Annotated in this window: 19 protein-coding genes and 1 riboswitch; of the genes, 9 read left to right on the top strand and 10 right to left on the bottom strand. The window is 67.6% G+C overall.

Features of this window, described 5'->3' with window-relative positions; genetic code table 11:
• Positions 1 to 7: 7 nt before the first annotated feature.
• The 5 genes from N4G42_RS22005 (at position 8) to N4G42_RS21985 (ending at position 5,868) form a co-directional block, all read left to right on the top strand.
• Positions 8 to 2,356: a TonB-dependent receptor gene (locus tag N4G42_RS22005; RefSeq protein ID WP_260668735.1), complete on the top strand. Its 2,349-nt coding sequence runs from the start codon at positions 8 to 10 to the stop codon at positions 2,354 to 2,356.
• Positions 2,357 to 2,370: 14 nt separating this feature from the next.
• Complete coding sequence (locus N4G42_RS22000; protein ID WP_260668734.1) at positions 2,371 to 2,931, top strand: YcnI family protein; 561 nt, start codon at positions 2,371 to 2,373, stop codon at positions 2,929 to 2,931.
• A gap of 63 nt (positions 2,932 to 2,994) precedes the next feature.
• The gene (locus N4G42_RS21995) at positions 2,995 to 3,480 is read left to right on the top strand and encodes a copper chaperone PCu(A)C (RefSeq protein WP_260668733.1); all 486 of its coding nucleotides are present in this window, start codon (positions 2,995 to 2,997) and stop codon (positions 3,478 to 3,480) included.
• 105 nt (positions 3,481 to 3,585) lie between these two features.
• Positions 3,586 to 4,455 carry a PhaM family polyhydroxyalkanoate granule multifunctional regulatory protein gene (locus tag N4G42_RS21990; RefSeq protein WP_260668732.1) on the top strand — a complete coding sequence of 290 codons (870 nt, stop codon included), beginning with the start codon at positions 3,586 to 3,588 and terminating at the stop codon, positions 4,453 to 4,455.
• Positions 4,456 to 4,533: 78 nt separating this feature from the next.
• Positions 4,534 to 5,868: an FIST N-terminal domain-containing protein gene (locus tag N4G42_RS21985; protein ID WP_260668731.1), complete on the top strand. Its 1,335-nt coding sequence runs from the start codon at positions 4,534 to 4,536 to the stop codon at positions 5,866 to 5,868.
• Positions 5,869 to 5,925: 57 nt separating this feature from the next.
• Here N4G42_RS21985 and N4G42_RS21980 read toward each other — a convergent pair whose 3' ends face one another.
• Both N4G42_RS21980 and N4G42_RS21975 read right to left on the bottom strand, forming a co-directional pair.
• The gene (locus N4G42_RS21980; protein ID WP_056065422.1) at positions 5,926 to 7,251 is read right to left on the bottom strand and encodes a hemolysin family protein; all 1,326 of its coding nucleotides are present in this window, start codon (positions 7,249 to 7,251) and stop codon (positions 5,926 to 5,928) included.
• 80 nt (positions 7,252 to 7,331) lie between these two features.
• Complete coding sequence (locus N4G42_RS21975; RefSeq protein WP_260668730.1) at positions 7,332 to 8,507, bottom strand: rhodanese-like domain-containing protein; 1,176 nt, start codon at positions 8,505 to 8,507, stop codon at positions 7,332 to 7,334.
• Between the two features lie 221 nt (positions 8,508 to 8,728).
• Here N4G42_RS21975 and N4G42_RS21970 point away from each other — a divergent pair, with 221 nt between their 5' ends.
• Both N4G42_RS21970 and N4G42_RS21965 read left to right on the top strand, forming a co-directional pair.
• Positions 8,729 to 9,943 carry a sulfite oxidase gene (locus N4G42_RS21970; RefSeq protein ID WP_260668729.1) on the top strand — a complete coding sequence of 405 codons (1,215 nt, stop codon included), beginning with the start codon at positions 8,729 to 8,731 and terminating at the stop codon, positions 9,941 to 9,943.
• Position 9,944: 1 nt separating this feature from the next.
• Complete coding sequence (locus N4G42_RS21965; protein WP_056065430.1) at positions 9,945 to 10,283, top strand: c-type cytochrome; 339 nt, start codon at positions 9,945 to 9,947, stop codon at positions 10,281 to 10,283.
• A 56-nt stretch (positions 10,284 to 10,339) separates the two neighbouring features.
• On the opposite strand, the gene N4G42_RS21960 is transcribed toward N4G42_RS21965, so the two are convergent.
• A complete protein-coding gene (locus N4G42_RS21960) occupies positions 10,340 to 11,659 on the bottom strand; it encodes a D-amino acid dehydrogenase (RefSeq protein WP_260668728.1) in 1,320 nt (439 codons plus the stop codon).
• Positions 11,660 to 11,754: 95 nt separating this feature from the next.
• Positions 11,755 to 11,866: riboswitch (glycine riboswitch) on the bottom strand.
• A 228-nt stretch (positions 11,867 to 12,094) separates the two neighbouring features.
• On the opposite strand from N4G42_RS21960, the gene N4G42_RS21955 reads away from it, so the two are divergent.
• Positions 12,095 to 12,877: a 2-keto-4-pentenoate hydratase gene (locus tag N4G42_RS21955; RefSeq protein ID WP_260668727.1), complete on the top strand. Its 783-nt coding sequence runs from the start codon at positions 12,095 to 12,097 to the stop codon at positions 12,875 to 12,877.
• Positions 12,878 to 12,943: 66 nt separating this feature from the next.
• On the opposite strand, the gene N4G42_RS21950 is transcribed toward N4G42_RS21955, so the two are convergent.
• The 7 genes from N4G42_RS21950 to N4G42_RS21920 all read right to left on the bottom strand — a co-directional run bounded on the left by N4G42_RS21950 (position 12,944) and on the right by N4G42_RS21920 (position 18,413).
• Entirely contained in the window at positions 12,944 to 13,399 is a 456-nt protein-coding gene (locus N4G42_RS21950) for a YXWGXW repeat-containing protein (RefSeq protein WP_056065438.1), read from the bottom strand.
• Positions 13,400 to 13,555: 156 nt separating this feature from the next.
• Positions 13,556 to 14,008, bottom strand: coding sequence for a YXWGXW repeat-containing protein (locus N4G42_RS21945; protein WP_056065441.1), 453 nt, complete (start codon positions 14,006 to 14,008; stop codon positions 13,556 to 13,558).
• Positions 14,009 to 14,211: 203 nt separating this feature from the next.
• Entirely contained in the window at positions 14,212 to 14,613 is a 402-nt protein-coding gene (locus N4G42_RS21940) for a hypothetical protein (RefSeq protein ID WP_056065444.1), read from the bottom strand.
• Positions 14,610 to 15,941 carry an ABC1 kinase family protein gene (locus N4G42_RS21935; protein ID WP_260668726.1) on the bottom strand — a complete coding sequence of 444 codons (1,332 nt, stop codon included), beginning with the start codon at positions 15,939 to 15,941 and terminating at the stop codon, positions 14,610 to 14,612. The genes N4G42_RS21940 and N4G42_RS21935 overlap by 4 nt, the downstream gene beginning before the upstream one ends.
• A complete protein-coding gene (locus tag N4G42_RS21930) occupies positions 15,928 to 16,503 on the bottom strand; it encodes a DUF2867 domain-containing protein (RefSeq protein WP_260668725.1) in 576 nt (191 codons plus the stop codon). Before N4G42_RS21930 ends, N4G42_RS21935 begins: the two co-directional genes overlap by 14 nt.
• Positions 16,500 to 17,393, bottom strand: coding sequence for a TetR/AcrR family transcriptional regulator (locus tag N4G42_RS21925; protein WP_260668724.1), 894 nt, complete (start codon positions 17,391 to 17,393; stop codon positions 16,500 to 16,502). The genes N4G42_RS21930 and N4G42_RS21925 overlap by 4 nt, the downstream gene beginning before the upstream one ends.
• 288 nt (positions 17,394 to 17,681) lie before the next feature.
• The gene (locus tag N4G42_RS21920) at positions 17,682 to 18,413 is read right to left on the bottom strand and encodes a helix-turn-helix domain-containing protein (RefSeq protein WP_056065456.1); all 732 of its coding nucleotides are present in this window, start codon (positions 18,411 to 18,413) and stop codon (positions 17,682 to 17,684) included.
• 132 nt (positions 18,414 to 18,545) lie between these two features.
• Between N4G42_RS21920 and N4G42_RS21915 the strand changes: the two genes are divergently transcribed.
• On the top strand, positions 18,546 to 19,433 hold the full coding sequence (locus tag N4G42_RS21915; protein ID WP_260668723.1) for a hypothetical protein: 888 nt from the start codon (positions 18,546 to 18,548) through the stop codon (positions 19,431 to 19,433).
• The last annotated feature ends 18 nt before the right edge of the window (positions 19,434 to 19,451 follow it).

Below are 19,451 nucleotides of genomic sequence, written 5' to 3'. Positions count from 1 at the left end.
AGTTTCCATGCGCAAAAGCCGCATGGCGCTGGCCGTGGCCAGTGCCTTTCCCGTCATCCTTGGCATCGCGTCCGCCGGGGCTTCATCCGCATTCGCCCAGACCGCTGACAGCACCAGCACCAGCACGAGCACCAGCACTACCAGCCATGCCCCGGTCAAGGAGCTGGGCGTGGTCACCATCAGCGGGGGCCAGCCCACCTCGCTGCCCACGCAGATCCCCACCACCATCGAGGGCGTGACGCGTGAGCAGATCGAGCATGCGATCAACGCCACCGACAGCGAAGACGCCCTCAAGTACCTGCCTAGTCTGCTGGTGCGCAAGCGCTATATCGGCGACTACAACCACGCAGTGCTGTCCACCCGCGCCTCGGGCACGGGCAACCCGGCGCGGTCCATGGTGTTTGCCGATGGCATTTTGCTGAGCAACTACCTGGGCAACGGCCCCACCAACGCGCCGCGCTGGATGCTGGTCACGCCGGAAGAAATTGAGCGCGTGGACGTGCTTTACGGCCCGTTTTCGGCCGCCTACGCAGGCAACTCGGTGGGCGCGGTGGTGGACTACGTCACGCGCATGCCGACAAAGTTCGAGGCGCACGGGCAGGTCAGCTATCAGCACCAGCCCTTTGACCTGTACAGCACCAACGGCACCTATGGGGGCAAGCAGGTGAGCGCCTCGGTGGGCAACAGAAATGGCGACTGGTCGTGGTTCCTGAACTTCAACAAGACCGACAGCGAAGGCCAGCCGCTCACCTTCCCCACGCGCCTCGTGTCTGCGGGGACCGTGGGCAATGCGGGCACGCCGGTGACGGGCGCAGTGCTGGGCAACAACCGCAGCAACCAGCCCTGGTACCTGCTGGGCACGGCCACCCAGTACCACACGCAGCAAGACCACATCAAGGCCAAGATCGCCTATGACTTCTCGTCCACCGTGCGCGCCGCCTACACCTTCGGCTGGTGGCACAACGCATCCGAGGGGCGCCCCACCAGCTACCTGCGCGACGCCAACGGCAATGCGGTCTACAGCGGCACGGTCAACATCAATGGCCGCTCGTTTGCGCTCGCGCCCACGGACTTCAATGTGTCCAACGAAGACCTCACCCATTTCATGCACGGCCTGTCGGTCAAGAGCCGCACGCAGGGCGTGTTTGACTGGGAGGTGGCCGCCAGCCTCTACGACTACCAGACCGACACCCTGCGCGCGGCCACCGTGGCGCTGCCTGCCGCGCTGAACGGCGGGGCTGGGCGCATCGTCAACAGCAAGGGCACGGGCTGGAACACGCTGGCCGCCAAGGGCACCTGGCGGCCCGATGGGCTGCAGGGCACGCACATCGTGGACTTTGGCCTGCAGCGCGACAGCTACCAACTGCGCACTATCGAAAACGCTACGACGAACTGGATCAGCGGTGATGCCGGCGCCCGCAGCCAGGCCTTCAACGGCGACACGCAGCTCATTGGCCTGTGGGCGCAAGACACCTGGAAGATCGCGCCACGGTGGAAGGCCGTGCTGGGCGCCCGCGCCGAGCGCTGGAGCGCCAGCAATGGCCAGACCGGCAACGCCACCACCACGCTGAGCCACCCCGAGCGCAACGAGACCTATGTGTCGCCCAAGGCTGCCGTGGCCTGGCAGGCCAGCGACCTGTGGGTGCTCAAGGCCTCCACCGGACGCGCCGTGCGCATGCCCACCGTGGCCGAGCTGTACCAGGGCGGCATCAGCGGCAGTGGCACGCTCATCAACAACGACCCCAATCTGAAACCCGAGAAGAGCTGGACCACCGAGCTGACCGCCGAGCGCGACATGGGCAATGGCCTGCTGCGCCTGACCGCGTTTCTTGAGCGCACCAAGGACGCGCTGTACTCGCAAACCAATGTGCTCGTCACACCCAACGTGACCAACGTGCAGAACGTGGATGCCATCCGTACCAAGGGCATTGAGCTGTCGTACCAGGCCACCAACGTCTTTGTGCGCGGGCTGGAGCTGGGCAGCAGCCTGACCTGGACGGATTCCAAGATCACGCGCAACGACAAGTTTCCGGCCAGCGTCGGCCAATGGCAGCCCCGCATCCCCGAGTGGCGCGCCACTGCGGTGGCCACCTACCGGCCCGATGACAAGTGGTCGTACACCCTGGGCGCGCGCTACAGCGGCAAGCAGTACAGCACGCTCGACAACAGTGACCCCAACGGCTTTGCCTACCAGGGCGCGAGCCGCTACTTCACCACCGATGTGCGCGTGCGCTACCAGATCACCAAAGCGGTCAGCGCCGCCGTGGGCATCGACAACGTCAACAACTACCAGTTCTGGAACTTCCACCCCTACCCGCAGCGCAGCTACATGGCCGAGCTGAAGGTAAGCCTCTGAAAGGAAAATATCCCATGTCTCTGAATACTATGAAAAAGATAGCTGCTGCCGCATGTTTGACTAGCGCTACAGCCCTGTTTGGCACTGCATCTGCCCATGTGGTGCTCGAATACCAGGTGGCCCCGGCCGGCGCCAGCTACAAGGCCGCGTTCAAGGTCGGCCACGGCTGCGGCGCGTCGCCCACGCGGCAGGTCGTGGTGGACATCCCTGCAGGCATGCGCGGTGCACGCCCCATGCCCAAGCCGGGCTGGACGCTGGAGGTGCAGCGCGACAAGCTGGCCCAGCCCTACGCCAGCCACGGCCGCAGCATCACCGAAGACGTGGTGCGCATCACCTGGACGGCCAAGACGCCGGACGACATGTTGCAGAGCGCTCACTACGACGAGTTTGTGCTCGTGGCCCAGGCGCCGGAGCAGGCGGGCACCGTGTACTGGCCGGTGCGCCAGGTCTGCACCGAGGGCCGTAACGATTGGACCGACGTGCCCAAGGCAGGCCAGCAGCTGTCGGACCTGAAGTCCCCTGCCGCTGCGCTGGAGATTCTGCCCACCGGTGGCGCCGCTGCCCACAATCATTGACAGTCGGACCCAGAGCCTGTTGCAGCTTCCCTTTTTCCTCTCGCAAACCGAAAGACATTCACCATGAAAAAACTGCTTCACACCGCTGCCGTCTTTGCCGCACTGCTGAGTGCCCCTGCATGGGCCCAGACCGCCGCCGTCAAGGTCGAAGGCGCCTGGGCGCGTGCCAGCGTGCAGGGCCAGAAGGCCACGGGCGCATTCATGCGCCTGACCGCCAAGGACGGTGCTCGCCTGGTACGTGCCGAGTCGCCCGCAGCCGGCCTTGCCGAGGTGCACGAGATGAAGATGGAAGGCGACATCATGAAGATGCGTGCGGTGCCTACGCTGGACCTGCCCGCAGGCAAGACGGTGGAACTCAAGCCCGGGGGCTACCACATCATGCTGCTGGACCTGAAGGCGCCCCTGGCCAAGGACAGCACGGTGCCCATCACCCTGGTGTTCCAGGACGCCAAGGGCGTGGAAAGCAAGCTCAACCTCACGCTGCCGGTGGGCACCGCTGCACCCGGTGGCGCCACGGCGGGCAGCATGATGGATGGGCATAAACACTGAGGTGACAGCCGCCGCGGCGCCTTCGCGAGCGCAACGCATTGGAGTAAGCTGTGACTCCTCAGAACCTTCAGCAGGTTCTCACGACCCACCTCTTGCGGAGCGGCCATGAGCGACACATCCAACTTCGGTTTCGGCAAATTCGTCCCCGGTTTTGACTTTCTGCAAAGCCTTGCCAAGGGGGCGTCCAGCAGCATTCCGCAGTTGCCCAACCTCAGCAATTGGGTGGCGCCCACCATCAGCGTCGAAGAGCTGGAAAAGCGCATCGACGAGCTCAAGGCCGTGCAGTTCTGGCTGGAGCAGAACTCGCGCGCGCTGGCCGCCACCATCCAGGCGCTGGAGGTGCAGAAGATGACCCTGGCCACGCTCAAGGGCATGAACTTCAGCATGGGCGACGTGGCCAACGCCTTCAAGCTCAAGACCGCCGACACGGTGATGAGTGGCGTGCAAAAAGCCGCTGACACGGTGACCGGCGCCGCCGAGGCCGTGGCGGGTGCTGCCGCCCGCGTGACGGGCCGCGCCAGCGCTGCCGACGAGCCCGAGGAGGAGCCCGCTGACACCGAGCCCGCCCCTCAGCCCGCCAAAGGCAAAGCCAAGGGCAAGACAGCGGTGGCCGCCGAGCCTGCCGTGGTGGACCCTATGCAGTGGTGGGGCGCGCTCACGAGCCAGTTCCAGCAGATTGCCACCAACGCCATGAAGGACGCGGCCAAGCAGACCGCCATCGACACCACCAAGAACATGGCCACCGGCCTGGCCAAGGAAGCCCTCAAGACGGCCACCGGCATGGCCAGCCAGTTTGCCGCGAAGGGCATGCAGACCATGCAGGGCGGCGCCAAGCGCGCCGCCGCGTCATCAGCGGGCACTGCCAAAAAGGCCGCTGCCGCCAAGAAGCCCGCAGCCCGCAAAACCACCACGAAACCCGCCGCCACAAAGGCCGGCAGCACCCGCAGCCCTGCGGCACGCAAGCGAGCGGGCTGACGCCAAAGCGGGCCGGTGTGGCAGCCCGCAGATGGCGCGGCACTGCCCCACCCCCGCCCAGGCCTGGAGACCATCACCATGAAACTCTTCCCCACCGGCCATGCCACCCACCCGCAGTGGCGCATGGCCGCTGCGCTGGTACTGGCGCAGTTGCGCGCCCAGATGGCGCTGCCTGACTACGCGTCGGCGCCCACCCTGGGCCTGCTGTACATCACCGACCACTATGCCAACGAGGCCCAGGCGCTGCTCGACTACCTGAGCAGCGAACTGCCCGAGGTGACCGACTGGAGCGGTACCGTGGGCGTGGGCGTATCGGCCAACAATGCCGAGTACTTTGACGAGCCCGCGCTGTCGGTCATGCTGCTCGATGTGCCGGCCGACCAGTACCGCGTGTTTTCTGGCGTGGCGCCGCTGCCCGCCCATGCGCCGCATGCCAGCGCAGGCTTTGTGGCCCACACAGCGCTGGTGCATGCCGACGGCCACACGCCGGAATTGGCCGAACTGCTGACCGAGATGGCAGCGCGCACTGACACCGGCTACCTGTTTGGCGGCCTCAGCGCCAGCCGCACGGCCAGCGTGCAGTTTGCCGTGGGCGGCGACGGCAACATGGCCGGGCAGGGCGGTGCCAGCGGGGTGTTTGACGGGGGGCTCTCGGGCGTGGCGTTTGGCGCGGGCGTGTCGCTGGTGTCGCGCGTCACGCAGGGCTGTCAGCCCGTGGGCGCGCTGCACACCATCACGGCCGCGCAGGAGAACGTGGTGCTTGCGCTGGATGGCGAGCCGGCGCTGGATGTGCTGCTCGATACGCTGCAGGTGTCGCTCGACAGTGGCGACCCGCAGCCTGCCCTGCGCAAGGTGCGCGCCACGCTGGCCGGGCTGGTCAGTGCGGGTGAGCAGCCACAGGGCCAGCGCCGCACGGGCCACTTTGGCACCGACACGCGCGTGCGCCATATCCTGGGGTTGGACGGCTCCCGCCGGGGTGTGGCCCTGGCCGACCATGTGGAGCCCGGCATGCACCTGGCGTTCTGCCAGCGCAACGTGGCGGCCGCACGGGCGGACCTCATGCGCATCTGCGCCGAGATCCGCGAGGAACTATCGCCGGAGGAGCTGGAACCCGCGCCCATGGTGGCGTCCGGCGCGCCAGGGGAACTGGCCGCTGCGCCGGGCGTTGCCGGACATGCTGGAGCGCAACCGCAGACGGGGCGGCGCATTTGCGGTGCGATCTATGTGAGCTGCTCGGGCCGGGGCGGGCCGCATTTTGGCGGGCCCAGCGCCGAGCTGCAGATCGTGCGCCATGCGCTGGGCGATGTGCCACTGGCTGGCTTTTTTGCGGGCGGCGAGATCGCCCACCACCATCTGTACGGCTACACCGGTGTGTTGACCGTGTTTGTGGACGGCGAGCCCTTGCCGTCCTGAGGTAGACGAGGGGAGGGGGCTGGCTGGCGCAGCAGCCCCCGCCATCGTCAACGCCGGTCAGCCCGCGCCGTTCTCGTCGGACTCGGCTTTTTCCTCGGGCGTCAGCCGCGTGGCCAGGATCTTGTCGATGGTCTTGCCATCCATGTCCACCACTTCCAGCTTCCAGTCCTCCCACTGCACCGTGTCGGTCACCTTGGGCAGGCGGCCGGTCAGCAGCATGATCATGCCGCTGAGGGTGTGATAGCGGCCGCGCTCTTCCTCGGGCACGGCGTCCAGGTTCAGGCGGTCCTTCAGCTCGGGCACGGGGATGTGGCCGTCCAGCAGCCAGCTGCCGTCCTCGCGCTGCAGCGCCCACGAGGTCTCGGGGTCGCGCGGCTGGAACTCGCCGGTGATGGCCTCGATCAGGTCCTGCAGCGTGACGATGCCCTGCACCTCGCCGTATTCGTCGATCACAAAGGCCATGTGCACGTCCGACAAGCGGAAGTTGTCCAGCAGCTCCATGCCCGTGATGGTCTCGGGCACGTACAGCGCCGTCTGCAGCGGCTGGTCGGCCAGGCCACCACGCGCCTTGTCGCGCAGGGTGCGGGACAGCCACTGGCGCGCGTTGATCACCCCCAGGATGTTGTCCATGCCGCCGCGCACCACCGGAAAGCGCGCATGGTCGGACTCTTCAATGCATTGGAGGTTGTCTTCAAACGGAGCATCGATGTCCAGGCACACCACATCCCCGCGCGGCACCATCAGCGAGCCGATCTGGCGGTCGTCCAGGCGGAACACGTTGCGCACCATGGTGTGCTCGTGCGACTCGATCACGCCGGCGGTGGTGCCTTCGACCAGCATGGCGTGGATCTCTTCTTCGGTCACCGGGCTGCCACTGGTTTCCTTCACACCCAACAGGCGCAGCAGCGTGCGTGTGGACGTCGACAGCAGCAGCACAAACGGCTTGGTGGCCAGCGCCAGAAAGTTGATGGGCCGTGCCACTAGGCGGGCAAAGGTCTCGGGGTACGACTGGCCGATGCGCTTGGGCACCAGTTCGCCCACCACGATGGAGAAGTACGTGATCAGCACCACCACCAGGCCCGTGGCCGCGTAGCCGCCGTAAGGCAGTGGCACCCCCAGGCGCTCCAGCCACGAGGCCAGCGGCGCGGCCAGCGCGGCTTCGCCCACGATACCGTTGAGCACGCCGATCGACGTGATGCCGATCTGGATGGTGGAGAGGAAGCGCGTGGGGTCTTCGCCCAGCTTCACGGCCGCGGCGGCACCGCTATCGCCCTCATCAATCAGCTTTTGCAACCGGACTTTGCGGGCCGTGACCAGAGCGATCTCTGACATGGCAAACAGGCCGTTGAGACAGATGAGGGCGAACAGTATTGCTATTTCCATACAAAGGGCGCCTTGCGCGCCCTTGGGAGTTGAGAAGCGACCAATTGTAAGGACAGGGGCCAGAGGCCTTGCGCAGACTCCTAGCCACCTTCGGTTGGCAGGCCGGTTTCGTCCCATTCGGGCAACCCGCCGCGCAGCCAGTACACCGACTGGAAGCCCTTGGCGGAGGCTACCTTGGCGGCCTTGTAGGACTTCCAGCATTCGGCGCCATTGCACGCAAAAATCACCGGCTTGGCTCTGTCCAGCCCTTGGAGCTTGTCCAGCGCCTGGAAGTCATCCTGCGCGGCATTGAAGGCCACGTCCTTGAGGCTCTTTTCCACATACGCAGCGAACACGGCCCCGCGGATGCGCTTGGTCTTGAATTCCTTTTCGGTGCGGGTATCCACCAGCGTGGCGCCCTGCGCCAGCAGGGTCTGGGCCTCGCGCGCGGTGACACGGTTGACCCCAGGCAGGCTGGTGGGCGTGAACAGCCCCAGCTCGGCCACGCGACGGTATTCCACCGCCTCCGGGCGCACGGAGACTGGCGGCAGGCCGCTGGCGGAGGACGACGCGTTGAACCACTGGGCCAGCTTGTTGCGCGCATCCGCCGGCAGGTCTTTTTTCACCACGATGGAGAACCCGCCCGGAACGGGCTGCGACGTGGCCAGCACCCGCGCGATGCCGGGGTGCGCCGCAGACCATTCGGCCCAGTCGTCCTCGCGCACCACGGTGGCATCGGCCGTGCCCAGGGTCAGGGCGGTGAGGCCCGCCTGGGGAAATTTTTCGTACTGCACGGCGCGCAGGTCCTGGAACGACAGTCCTGCCTCGTTCAGCATGCCGCGCGCCATGTAGGTGTAGACCGAGTCCTGCTGGGGCAGGTAGAGCCTGCGGCCCTTCATCGCAGGCACTGTCGCCAACTGCTGCAGCCCGACCAGCAGGTATCTGTCTGATTTCTGCGTTGCGCCCACCAGTTCGTAGCCGCGTTGCAACGCAGACGCCGCCACCTGGGCGGGGCCAATGAAGATGTCATAGCCCGCGCTGCGGGTGGCGCGCATCACGTCGGCCATATCGTCGCTGGTCGTCAGTGCCACCGACTGGCCCGCGGCTTTCGACAGGCCCGATTCGGCAGCGGTGCGCAGGATGGAATGCGCCGCCTTGCGGGCTGTGGGTTCCACGGCCACGATGGCCGTCAGCTGGGCCTGGGCTGCGCTGCAACCCAGCCATAGGACAAGTAGCAGTCCCAGCGGGCCTCGGTTCGGTTTTCTGGTGGTGTTCATTGCGCTGCTCCTCTCCCCAAAACAAAGCGCGAATATGCCCATGCCCCCCGCACCTGCGTACGAATGTTTCCGATCTTTTGTTCTTGTTACTTCTGCTAACGACGCCGCGCGTGCGGCAGGAGGAGCTGCCCTACAGAATGCGGGCTGACCCGATCCCCCGTCACCGCCCAATGGCGAGGGGCTACAAGGTTTTGTCCACCCCACTATTTGGAGACGTTTCCATGAAAGATTCGATGACCCTGCCGCGCCGCCACATGCTGGCTGGAAGTGCTGCCGCCCTGAGCGCGCTGGGCCTGGCCGGATGGACGGGCAGTGCGCGGGCCCAGCAGGCCGCAGCCTCTGCGGCCAAGCCGCTGCCCGCCTATGCGGGGTGGAAGTCGCCGGATGCGTTGATCGTGCACAGCAGCAGCACCCTGGAGACGCGCCGCTCCGCGTTCGGCACCAGCGTCATCACGCCGTCCAACCAGCTGTACGTGCGCAACAACCTGCCTGCGCCCGACGCGGCCATCCTGGACAACCGCGACGCGTGGACGGTGTCCGTCGAAGGGGTCAAGAGCCCGCGCAGCCTGACGCTGGCTGAGCTCAAGACGCTGGGCGTGGAAACCGTGGCCACCGTGCTGCAGTGCTCGGGCAATGGCCGGGGCTTTTTCCCCAGCAAGCCCAGCGGCACCCCCTGGTCGGTGGGCGCCGCCGGTTGTGTGGTCTGGAGCGGTGTGCCGCTGCGCAACGTGGTGGCCGCCCTGGGCGGGCTGGCCGATGGTGCCGCCTACCTGACCGGCACGGGGGGCGAGAAGCTGCCCGAAGGTGTGGACCCGCTGTCGGTACTGGTGGAGCGCTCGGTGCCCGTGAAGGCGATGGACGACGCCCTGCTGGCCTGGGAGATGAACGGCGAGCCGCTGTCGCTGGCGCATGGCGGGCCGCTGCGGCTGGTGGTGCCCGGCTACCAGGGCGTGAACAACATCAAGTACGTCAAGCGCGTGGCGTTTACCAGCGCACAGTCGCAGGCGCGCATCATGTCGCACGGCTACCGCATGTCGCCGCCCGGCAGCAAGGCCAGCCCCGACCAGCCTTCGGTGTGGGAGATGGGCGTGAAGTCGTGGATCAACGGCCCCTTGCCCGACAAGGGGGCACTCAAGCCCGGACAGGTGCAGGTGCATGGCGTGGCCTTTGGCGGCACGCGCGGCATCAAGGGCGTGGAGGTGTCGGCCGATGGCGGCAAGACCTGGTTGGCGGCCAAGCTCATCGGCCCCGATCTGGGCCCCTTTGCCTGGCGACAGTTTGCGCTGCCCGTGCGCCTGGAGGTGGGCAACCATGTGCTGGCCAGCCGCGCCACCGACACGGCAGGCAATGTGCAGGCCGAGCAGCGCGAGGAAAACCTGGGCGGCTACAACAACGCCAGCTGGCGCGACCACGCCGTCACCGTGACCGTGGCCTGACATGGGTGGATTGAACCGAGCGCGCCGCCTCGCCGTGGCGGTGTGGTCGGCTGGCGCCTGTGCGTCGGCCTGGGCCGCCGACCCTGCCGAACTGGCGCGGGGCAAGGAGCTGTTCACCAAGATCCAGCCCGCCTGCGCCGTGTGCCACACACTGCAGGCCGCCGGTGCCGAGGGCCAGGTAGGCCCGGTGCTGGATGAGCTGAAACCCGACGCCGGCCGTGTGCTGCGTGCGCTCAAGGCAGGCATCGGCGTGATGCCGTCCTATGCCGAGCGCATGAGCGAGAAGGACATGCTGGCCGTGGCGCAGTTTGTGGCACACGCCACAGGCGCCGCCAAGTAGGCGCAGCCTCTCGCGGCGGTTGCAGCAGCGTTGCCTCGCTGCAATCGCGCGCTACTTCAGGCCGCCGTGCGCGACGGCACCAGCGCCGCGCCCGCCGCGCGCCCCTGCAAGCCCTGGAACGCAAAGTCCACCTCGGGCACGCGGCCGCTCACGATGTCGGCCAACGCCTTGCCCGAGCCGCAGGCATGCGTCCAGCCCAGCGTGCCGTGGCCGGTGTTGAGGAACAGGTTGCCCACCTTCGTCTTGCCGATCAGCGGCACGTTGCTGGGCGTGGCGGGGCGCAGGCCGCTCCAGAACTGGGCCTGGCTCGCGTCGCCCGCGCCAGGGAAGAGTTGCTCCACGCGCCGCACGATGGCCTCGCAGCGCACCTGGTTCAGGTGGCGGTCGTAGCCGTTCAGCTCGGCCGTGCCGGCAATGCGCAGGCGATCACCGCCGCGTTCGCTGGTGTAGCGCGAGAACACGAGCTTGAACTCGTCGTCTGTCAGGCTCACCTGGTGCGCCTTGCTGGCGTCTTTCACCGGCATCGTCACCGAGTAGCCCTTGGCCGGGTAGATCGGCAGGTGGATGCCCAACGGCTGTGCCAGCAGCGGGCTGAACGAGCCCATGGCCAGCACAAACGCATCGCCGCGCACGCGCTCGAAGCGGCCTTCGGCATTGGTCACTTCCACGTGGTCTATGCGGCCAGCCACTTCACGCAATGCGGTGATGTGGTGGCCCATGCGGAACTGCACGCCCGCCGTCTCGCACAGCTTGGCCAGCTCGCGCGTGAACTGGTTGGCATCGCCCGATTCGTCCTCGGCCGTGTAGGTGGCGCCCGCCAGTTGTGGGCGGATGTGGGCCAGCGCTGGTTCAAGGCGCACGGCCTCGTCGGCGCTGATGACCTGGCGCTCGCAGCCCAGCTGGCGCATCTGCTCGGCCGGGGCCAGCGCGCCGTCGAATTCCTTTTGGTTGGTATAGAAGTGGAGGATGCCCTGCGTGCGCTGGTCGTACTGGAGGCCGGTTGCCGCGCGCAGCTGCTGCAGCGTGTCGCGGCTGTAGGTGCCCAGGCGCACGATTTGCTCGATGTTGTGGCGCGTGCGCGCTGGCGTGCAGTTACGCAAAAAGGACAGGCCCCACAGCCACTGGCGCATGTCGGCGCGGATGCGGAACAGCAGGGGCGCATCCTCTTTGCCCAGCCACTGCAGCACCTTGAGCGGCGCACTGGGGTTGGCCCAGGGTTCGGCGTGGCTCACCGAGATCTGGCCGCCGTTGGCAAAGCTGGTCTCGGCACCGGGCGCACCCTGGCGGTCGATGACGGTCACCTCGTGGCCGAGTTGCGAAAGGAAATAAGCCGAAGTCACGCCGAGCAAGCCGGCGCCCAAAACGATCACGCGCATGATTTTCAAAGCCTTTCTGGGCTCTGGCGCTAGAACAACATGCGCTGGCAGCTATGAATTCAATAGCTAACAGCTGGCGCATGAATGCCCTAGCTGCCGCTCCCCCTGTCCTTGGTACCTGAGAGATTCACCGCCACCCACCCGGGCTGCGGCTTGCTCCTTCGGTGCGCTTCGCGTTGCGCGAGGCGGCTCTCCAGACGGCTTTGATGAATGGTGCAGTACGGGACCTGAGCGTGTATGGGAGTTTGCGCCTTCGGTGCAGCGGCGGCCTGTGGCTGCCGTGCTCTCCTGCGAGGCCGATTCTAGGGGCCAAGCCTGCGCGCAAGATCGACTCCGGCTGCTAATGGGTCGCAATCGTTGCTGATGCAGCGGGGCGGGGCCGCTGGTGAAGGTGCCGATAATCCGCCGACCCCTTGTCCCACTGAGAGTTTTGCCATGCCCCCCGCCACTTTGGACCCTGTCGCCAGCGCCGCCGTCATCACCCAGACCCGGGAGGGGCGCACCCCCCGCCCGCTGGACTTTCCCGCAGGGCTTCGCCCACGCGATGCCGCCGAGGCCTACGCGGTGCAGGACGCCGTGGTGCGTGCGCGCGGGGAGATCGCAGGCTGGAAGGTCGGCGCCGCGTCGCCCCAGGCGCAACCCGCGCGGGCCGCTCTCACGCGCGATTCGGTGTGGGTGGCCGCAGCGGGTGAGGCGGTTGCTCTGTCTGCCGCGGGTTTTGCCGTGATGGGCGTGGAGGCGGAGCTGGTGTACGAACTGGGGGTTGACCTGCCCGCCCGCGCCACGCCCTACAGCGCCGCCGAGGTGCTGGCGGCGGTGGTGTCGGTGCGCGCCGCCATTGAGGTGTGCGACACGCGCTTTGCTGCCTGGGCGCAACAGGGCGAGTGGAGCCGTCTGGCCGACCAGGCCTGCCACGGGGCGTTGATCGTGGGGGCTGGGGTGACCGATGTCGCTGCCGTGCAGCCCCTGGCGCAAGCGGTGACCTTGTCGGTGAACGGGGCCGTGGCCGTGCAGCATGCCACCTGGGGCAATCCGGCGGGCGACCCGCTGCGGCTGCTGGTGTGGCTGGCCAACGAAGGCGCGCGCAGCCTGGGCGGGCTGCGCGCGGGGCAGTGGGTCACCACGGGGGCGTGCACCGGCACCGTGCTGGTGGCGCCAGGTACCGAGGTGGTGGCGGACTTTCCGGGGCTCGGTCGGGCTGTGTTGTTGCTTCGGTAGCAGTGTTCGCTGCTACCGCGGGGACGGGGCCTGCTCAGCGCCCTGGTCGCGGCGGGAGCTGCTCCCTCAATTGCGGCGCGGGTTGTCCGGCTGGCTGTCACGGCGGTTGGGCACACCGTCGCCATCGCGGTCCCGGTCGTTGCGGTTGGAGATACCGTCACCGTCGCGGTCCCAGCCACCGCGTTGCATCTCCCACCGGCCTTCGCGTTCGATCCACTGGGGCTGGCGATATTGGTAACCGTTGCGCGCCTGCACCCAGTGGCCGCGCACCCAATGGTGGCGGTTGCCACGCCATTCCCAGTGGCCTTCTTCCCATACCTGGCCTCGGCGAGGGCGGGGCATCGCTTCATTGCGCGGAGGTGGCGGCGCAGGAATCACCTGGTAGGTGGGCGCAGTCTGGTAGCCGCGCTCGGGTTGGCCGGACTGAATGATGACGGTGCCCTGGGTGGCGGCCTGCGCAGGAGCGAAGGCCAAAAACGCCATAAGCGCGAGGGATGCTGCGGTGAGCGGGTGGCGGGCCATGAGTGTCTCCTGTGGGTGGTTCGATGCGGAACCGGGTGTTTCGATGGTGCACGGGCACCCGGCGCCGCGCTGTAGGCGCGATGCCGCCCCTGGCGTAGGCGCAGGGGGGCGCTCTGGGGCTGGCCTGCGCGCTACCGCAGGCGGCCGCCCCTCGGCTTAACGGCGGTAGGGGTTGTCCGGGCGATGGTCGTAGCGGTTGGGCACGCCATCACCATCGCGGTCCCGGTCATGGCGGTTGGGCACACCGTCGCCATCTCGGTCCCAGCCCCCGGGCTGCATGTTCCACCGGCCGCCGTGTTCGACCCAGCGGGGCTCGCGGTAGTGGTAGCCAGGGCGGGCCTTCACCCAGTAGCCCTGCATCCACACATGGCGGTGGCCGCGCCACTCCCAGTGGCCGGGCACCCACACCATGCCGCGGCGCGGGTGGGGTGCCACCTCGTAGCGGGGCGGGGGCGGTGCCTGGTACTGCACGAGTACCGGGGCGGGTTGCCGGTAGACGGGTGTACCAGCCTGGATGACAACGGTGGCGCTGGTCTGCGCCTGCGCCGCGCTCGCGGCGCCCAGCGACAGCAGGGCGATGGACACAGCGGCAAGTGCTTTGCGGGCCATAAGGTTCTCCTCAGATGTGATTCCTTGCGGAACCGGAGACTTCATGGTGCGCACACTGCGTCAAGCCGGTGTAGTCCCATTGCGAAGCTTTGTGAAGTTGTGTTGCCGACTTCGGAGGCAAACGGTTGCATCGTGATGTTTGTCACGACTGCCCAGGCATCCTGCGTCGGCGTCCCCCATTCACCCGCCCGCGATGGCTTGCTTCAGCGCCACCACACCAGCGCCGCAATCACCAGCAAAGCACACCATGCCGGGTGTCTGCCATGCGTGGCAAAGAACACCAGCACGCCACTGGCCAGGGTGGCAAGGCCCACCACATCGGCGGCCCAGGCGCCCAGGGCAGCGTCCCAAGGCGCGGTGCCCAGGCGCCAGAGCAGGGCGCTCAACGCCCAGCACAGCACAGAGGCCACATGCCAAGTGCCCCACAGGATGCGCAGGTGCGGGGTGTGCAGCACCTGCCGCGCAGTGCCGGGCTCCAGGCGCCTCGCCGTTTGGTGCCCCTGCGTGCGCAGGCTGCGAAACAGCAGAAGCTCTCCCAGCACCGAATGGGCCACACCCACCAGGGCCAGCCCGGCTGCCGCCAGGGTCAGCGCCGTGTTGGTCATGGGTGAATGGCCAGCGCCTCGGGTGCCCGGGTGTGCACGCGGGCACCCAGCTGCGTCAGCAGGTGCATCAGCCCCATCCACATGCGCTCGAATGCGGGCATCTCGCCAGGGACCTGGGCCAGGTGCTGGCCCAGCACGCGCTGGTGCTGGCCGGGGGTGATGGGCGGCGGTGTCTTGGTGCCAAAGTCAAACACCGGCTGGGTGAAGGGCTCCATCTGCCAGGCCTGCATCTCGGCCAGTGCGGGGGCGAGTTCGCTGGCGTAGGCCTGCACGGTCAGGTCCTTGCGCAAGAGCCCCAGCGCCTGGTAGGCCTGCAGCACCTGCGCGTTGCGCGCGGGGTCGGCGGGGGCGCGCAGCAGGGCCGACCACGCCTGCACCACCTGCGCCCGGAATGCGCTGGGCAGGGCACGCGTGCAGCCAAAGTCGAGCACGCCCACCGTGCCATCGGGCGCGAACAGAAAGTTGCCCGGATGCGGGTCGGCATGCACCCGCCCCAGCACAAAAATGCAGTGCATGAACCAGTCCCACAGGTGCTGCCCAGCCTGGTCACGCAGCTCCTGCGATGGCTGTGTGGCCAGCCAGGCCTGCAGCGGCTGGCCGGGCAGAAATTGCTGCGTGAGCACCTGGGCCCGCGTGTACGAGAGCAGGGGCTGCGCCATCACCACGCCTGGCCTGGCCGCGTGCTGGGCGAACCACTGCATTTGTTCAGCCTCCTGCAGGTAGTCCACCTCGCGCAGCAGCGTGGCCTCGATCTCGGTCATCACGCTGTCCAGCACGGCATCCGCAGGCAAAGGCATGTCGGTGTGGGCCAGCGCGCGCAGCGCGGCGCGCATCAGTTGCATGTCGCTCGCAATGGTGGCGGCAATGCCGGGGTACTGCACCTTGACAGCCACCGTGCCGTGGCCGGCCAGCTGTGCGCGGTGCACCTGGCCCAGGCTGGCGGCGGCAAATGCAGCGGGTTCAAAGTGGTCGAACAGCGCCTCTGGCTCCTGCCCGAAGGCCTGGCGGAACACGCGGCCCACCAGGGCTCGGTTGAGCGGCGGGGCCTGGTGGTGGGCGCGAGCCAGTTCGCTGCGCACGCCGTCGGGCAGCAGGCCCGGGTGCATGCTGAGCAGCTGTGACACCTTGAGCGCTGAGCCGCGCAGCTGCCCCAGCGCAGCAAACAGGATGCGGCCCAGTGCTGCCTCGTGCTCGGCCTGCGCCTGGGCCGAGCGCTTGCGCGTGCGGTGCGAGAGCTCGGCCATGCCGATGCGCGCTGCCGCCAGCCCCGTGATGGCACTGCGGGCCAGCTTGCCGGTGCGGGGTGCTTCCGAGTCAGTTTTGGCCATGGTCTGCCAGGCGCTGCGCCGTGCCGCGCGCTATGACACGGTGGATGGGCGTGATCACCGCCATGTAGGCATGGCCGAGTGTGTTGTGGATGTGCACCACCGTGCTCAGCACCACGCGGGGCGTGGCGCCAGCGGCGGCGGGCTGTTTGCAGATGGACACCTGCACGTCCAGGTGCTTGTCGTCCTGGCCCATCACCACCTCGGTGTCGCTCAGATGCCGGATGCGGAAGATGCCGACGCGGTCGCCCACGCGGTAACTGCGCGCGTCGCGCAGAGGCTGGCCACTGGCGTGCGGATGGCCATCGTCCAACTGGCCCAGGTCCTTCAGGCCCACCAGGCGCACGGCCTTGTTGCGCGCGAACATGAGGGCGCGGGTCCATGCCGGGGTGCGGGCCGCCACGTCCAGCCACGACTGCAGGGCAGAGCGTGTGGGGTGCCGGTCGGCCACCTCGTAGGCATCAAAAAAATCTGCGCCCGGCAGTGTGGCGTGGATGGCGGTGCCGGGCGGCACTTGTGTGGCGCGCGCGGTGGTGGGCGCGGCGAGGGCAGGGGTCGCATTCATGGAGCGCTCTTTTTCTTGCGGGGCGTGGCTTTGGGCTGGGCGGCCGGTGCCCCGGTGGGGGGCGTGGCAGCGCGGGGCTTGCGCGGTGCTCGGGGGGGCTGCGAAGGCGTGGTGGCCGGGCTTGCGGCGGCGGCTGCCATGGGAGCAGGTGCCCGGGCTGTGGGGGCGCTGGCCATGGCCTGCTGGGCCATGTGCAGCATGCCCATCAGGCCGCTGCCGTGTTGCACCATGCGGGCCATCTGGCTGCGCAGCACAAAGCCGCCCAGTTGCAGCACGCGGTTGACCAGCCCGCCGCGCAGCGCCTGCACCAGCACGCCCAGCGACAGGTCCACCAGCTGCGTGGTGTCGGCAAATTCGTCGGAGGTGTCGGCCAGCCAGTAACTCACCACACCCGCCAGGTAGTCGGTGTAGAGGCTGCCCGCCAGGCCCTTGAAGTCGCAGGGCTCGATCTCGCCGCTGGCCTCGGCGGCTTCCAGAAAGCCCGCCACCGCATCGCGCAGGTTTTGGCGCGCTGCCAGCGGCTCGGCCAGCATCGACAGCGGCGAGCGCCGGGCCAGGCCGCGCACCTGGGCCACGAACTCGCGGTCGGCCAGCAGGCGCTCCAGCACGGCATCGGTCAGGCGCTGCAGCTTTTCTTGCAGGCCGTAGCCCGCAAAGCCCGGCGTCTGCAGCGTGTCGGCCAGCGCCTGGTGGGCCACGTCGTCCAGGTAGCCCAGCACGATGCGGTCCTTGGTGGGGAAGTATTTGTAGATCGTGGCGTCGCCGATACCGGCGGCCCGCGCGATGTCTTTCATCGTCGTGCCGTCAAAGCCCTGGCGGGTCATGAGATCCACCGCGCTGGCCACGATCTGGCGGCGCGTGGCGTCTTGTTGCTGGCGGGTGGTTTTCATTTGACTATTCTTAAATTGATTAAATTTGCAATTTAAAGAATAGTTGTTTCTGTTTGTGGCGTCAAGCCACCTCTTGCCGGGCGCAAGGAGGGTTTTGAGGCGTTTTTAGCCCCATGCGCAGGTGTTTCATGCGCCGATAGCTATCAAAAAGATAGTGATTGGAGGCTGGTTCATGGCACTGCGGCCAGTCCCCGCACCTGTGAGGCGGCCGCTGCACTCAACCAAGGGCAGAAGTTGGCGGGCAGCGACGGCTGCCGCTTGCTGGGGCCCGCGAAATCGGCGGGAGGCTTACCGCCGCATGCTGGCAAACGCCTCGAACTCCCAGCTGCGCATGGCCAGCAGCAGGGTGTAGCCCTCGCGCTCGCGGTCGGGCAGCTTCTGGTCGGCCAAGTGCTGCTGGGCAAAGTCCTGCGCCACGCGCTGCATGCGCTCCATGAAGGCGGGCGCCAGACTGCGGCTGATGTTGCCGTGCACCAGCAGCACGCCTTCGCCCAGTCCGTCAAAGCCGCCCGCAAAGTAGTCCAGCAGCGCATGGTCGCGGAAGTAGTTCATCACCGGGCCATGTGGGCGCCAGCGGAAGGTCTTGGCCAGCTTGAGGCGGTAGCGGTTGAGCGGCCGCAGCTCGATGATGCCGATGCGGTCCAGCTGTGCCAGGTACTTGATGCCTTCGGCGTCCGTCAGGCGGTAGTAGCCGGTCACCTGCTCCAGCGTCCACTGGCTCAGCACACAGATCGCCATCAGCAGCAGCTTCTTGTCGGCCACCACGGCTTTTTCCTGCTCGTGGGTCAGCTCTTTCAGCAAGGGCTGCTCGTCGGCCACGCGCCGCGCCAGGTCGGCAAAGTCCAGCGCCAGCGCGCGGCAGATGGCGTCGATGCGCGACAGCGGCATGTCGCCCTTGGCCAGCATGCGCTTGACGCTGGACTCGGCCATGCCCAGCGCCTGCGCCAGGTCGGCGTAGGTCATCTGAGCGGTCTTGAGTTCTTTTTTCAGGGCGGTGACGAGGTCGGCGGTCGTGCTCATGGTGCGGGGCTCCTGGGTATCGATTATCAATACCCGAAGGTGCGTGGGTAGCCCCTTGCGCGACTTTTTGAGGCGGCCGATGCGGCCGCTGCCCACACTGCGCGGCATCGTTCACTTTCTACGGTGTGTGTGATGTCTTCTTCCCCTGTGACTCCCCTTCGTGCGCGCGGCCTGGCAACGCTATCGCGACTGTCGGGTCCCGAAACCGGCTTGCTGCTGGGCGCGACTGCACTACTTGCCCTGGCGCTGTTCGGCCCGGTGCTGCCCGCCAGTGCGCACCAGCATGACTTTGCCGACCAGCGCACGTTGTGGGGCATCCCCTGTGCGCTGGATGTGTTGAGCAACCTGGCCTTTGCCTTGGCAGGTGCATGGGGTTGGTGGGTGCTGCGCCGTGTGCCGCCGGCCACGCTGGACGCCACCTCCCGTGCGCTGGCCGCCCTGTTCTTTGGCGGGCTGCTGTGCACCGCCGCAGGCTCTGCTCTGTACCACTGGCAGCCGCAGGACGCAGGCCTGCTGTGGGACCGCCTGGGCATGGTCCTGCCCTTTGCGGGGCTGCTGGGCCTAGCGGCCGCCAGCCGGGTGAGCGCGCGGGCGGGCGTGGCCGCCGCTGGCACCGTGCTGCTGGCCGGGCCGATGGCCGTGTGGGCCTGGGTGCACACCGGCAACCTGTTGCCCTGGGCCGTGGTGCAACTGGGCGGTTTGCTGGTGGTGCTGGTGCTGGCATGCCTTCCACGCCGGGTCGATGGTCTGGCGCTGCACCTGGGCGTGGTGGTGGTGCTGTACGCCCTGGCCAAGCTGCTGGAGGCGGCAGACCACTCGGTGTTCGAGGCCACGGGCGGATGGGTGTCAGGCCACAGCCTCAAGCATGTGCTGGCGGCGGGCGCGGCCTGGCCGGTGCTGACGGCACTTGGGTCGCTGGTGGCTTTGCGCCACAGTGACGCGGCGGCGATGTCGCTGGTCATGCCGTCCGGGCAGAATGGCGCCCACGCCGTGGGTGTCGCCCGCAGATCCGGCGCATGAAGCGCAGGTCCGGAAAAT

Source organism: Acidovorax sp. K2F (assembly GCF_025246485.1).
Taxonomy (GTDB): domain Bacteria; phylum Pseudomonadota; class Gammaproteobacteria; order Burkholderiales; family Burkholderiaceae_C; genus Acidovorax; species Acidovorax delafieldii.
The sequence above is the reverse complement of the archived record's forward strand: the minus strand, read 5'-3'. Positions and strand labels throughout refer to the sequence as shown.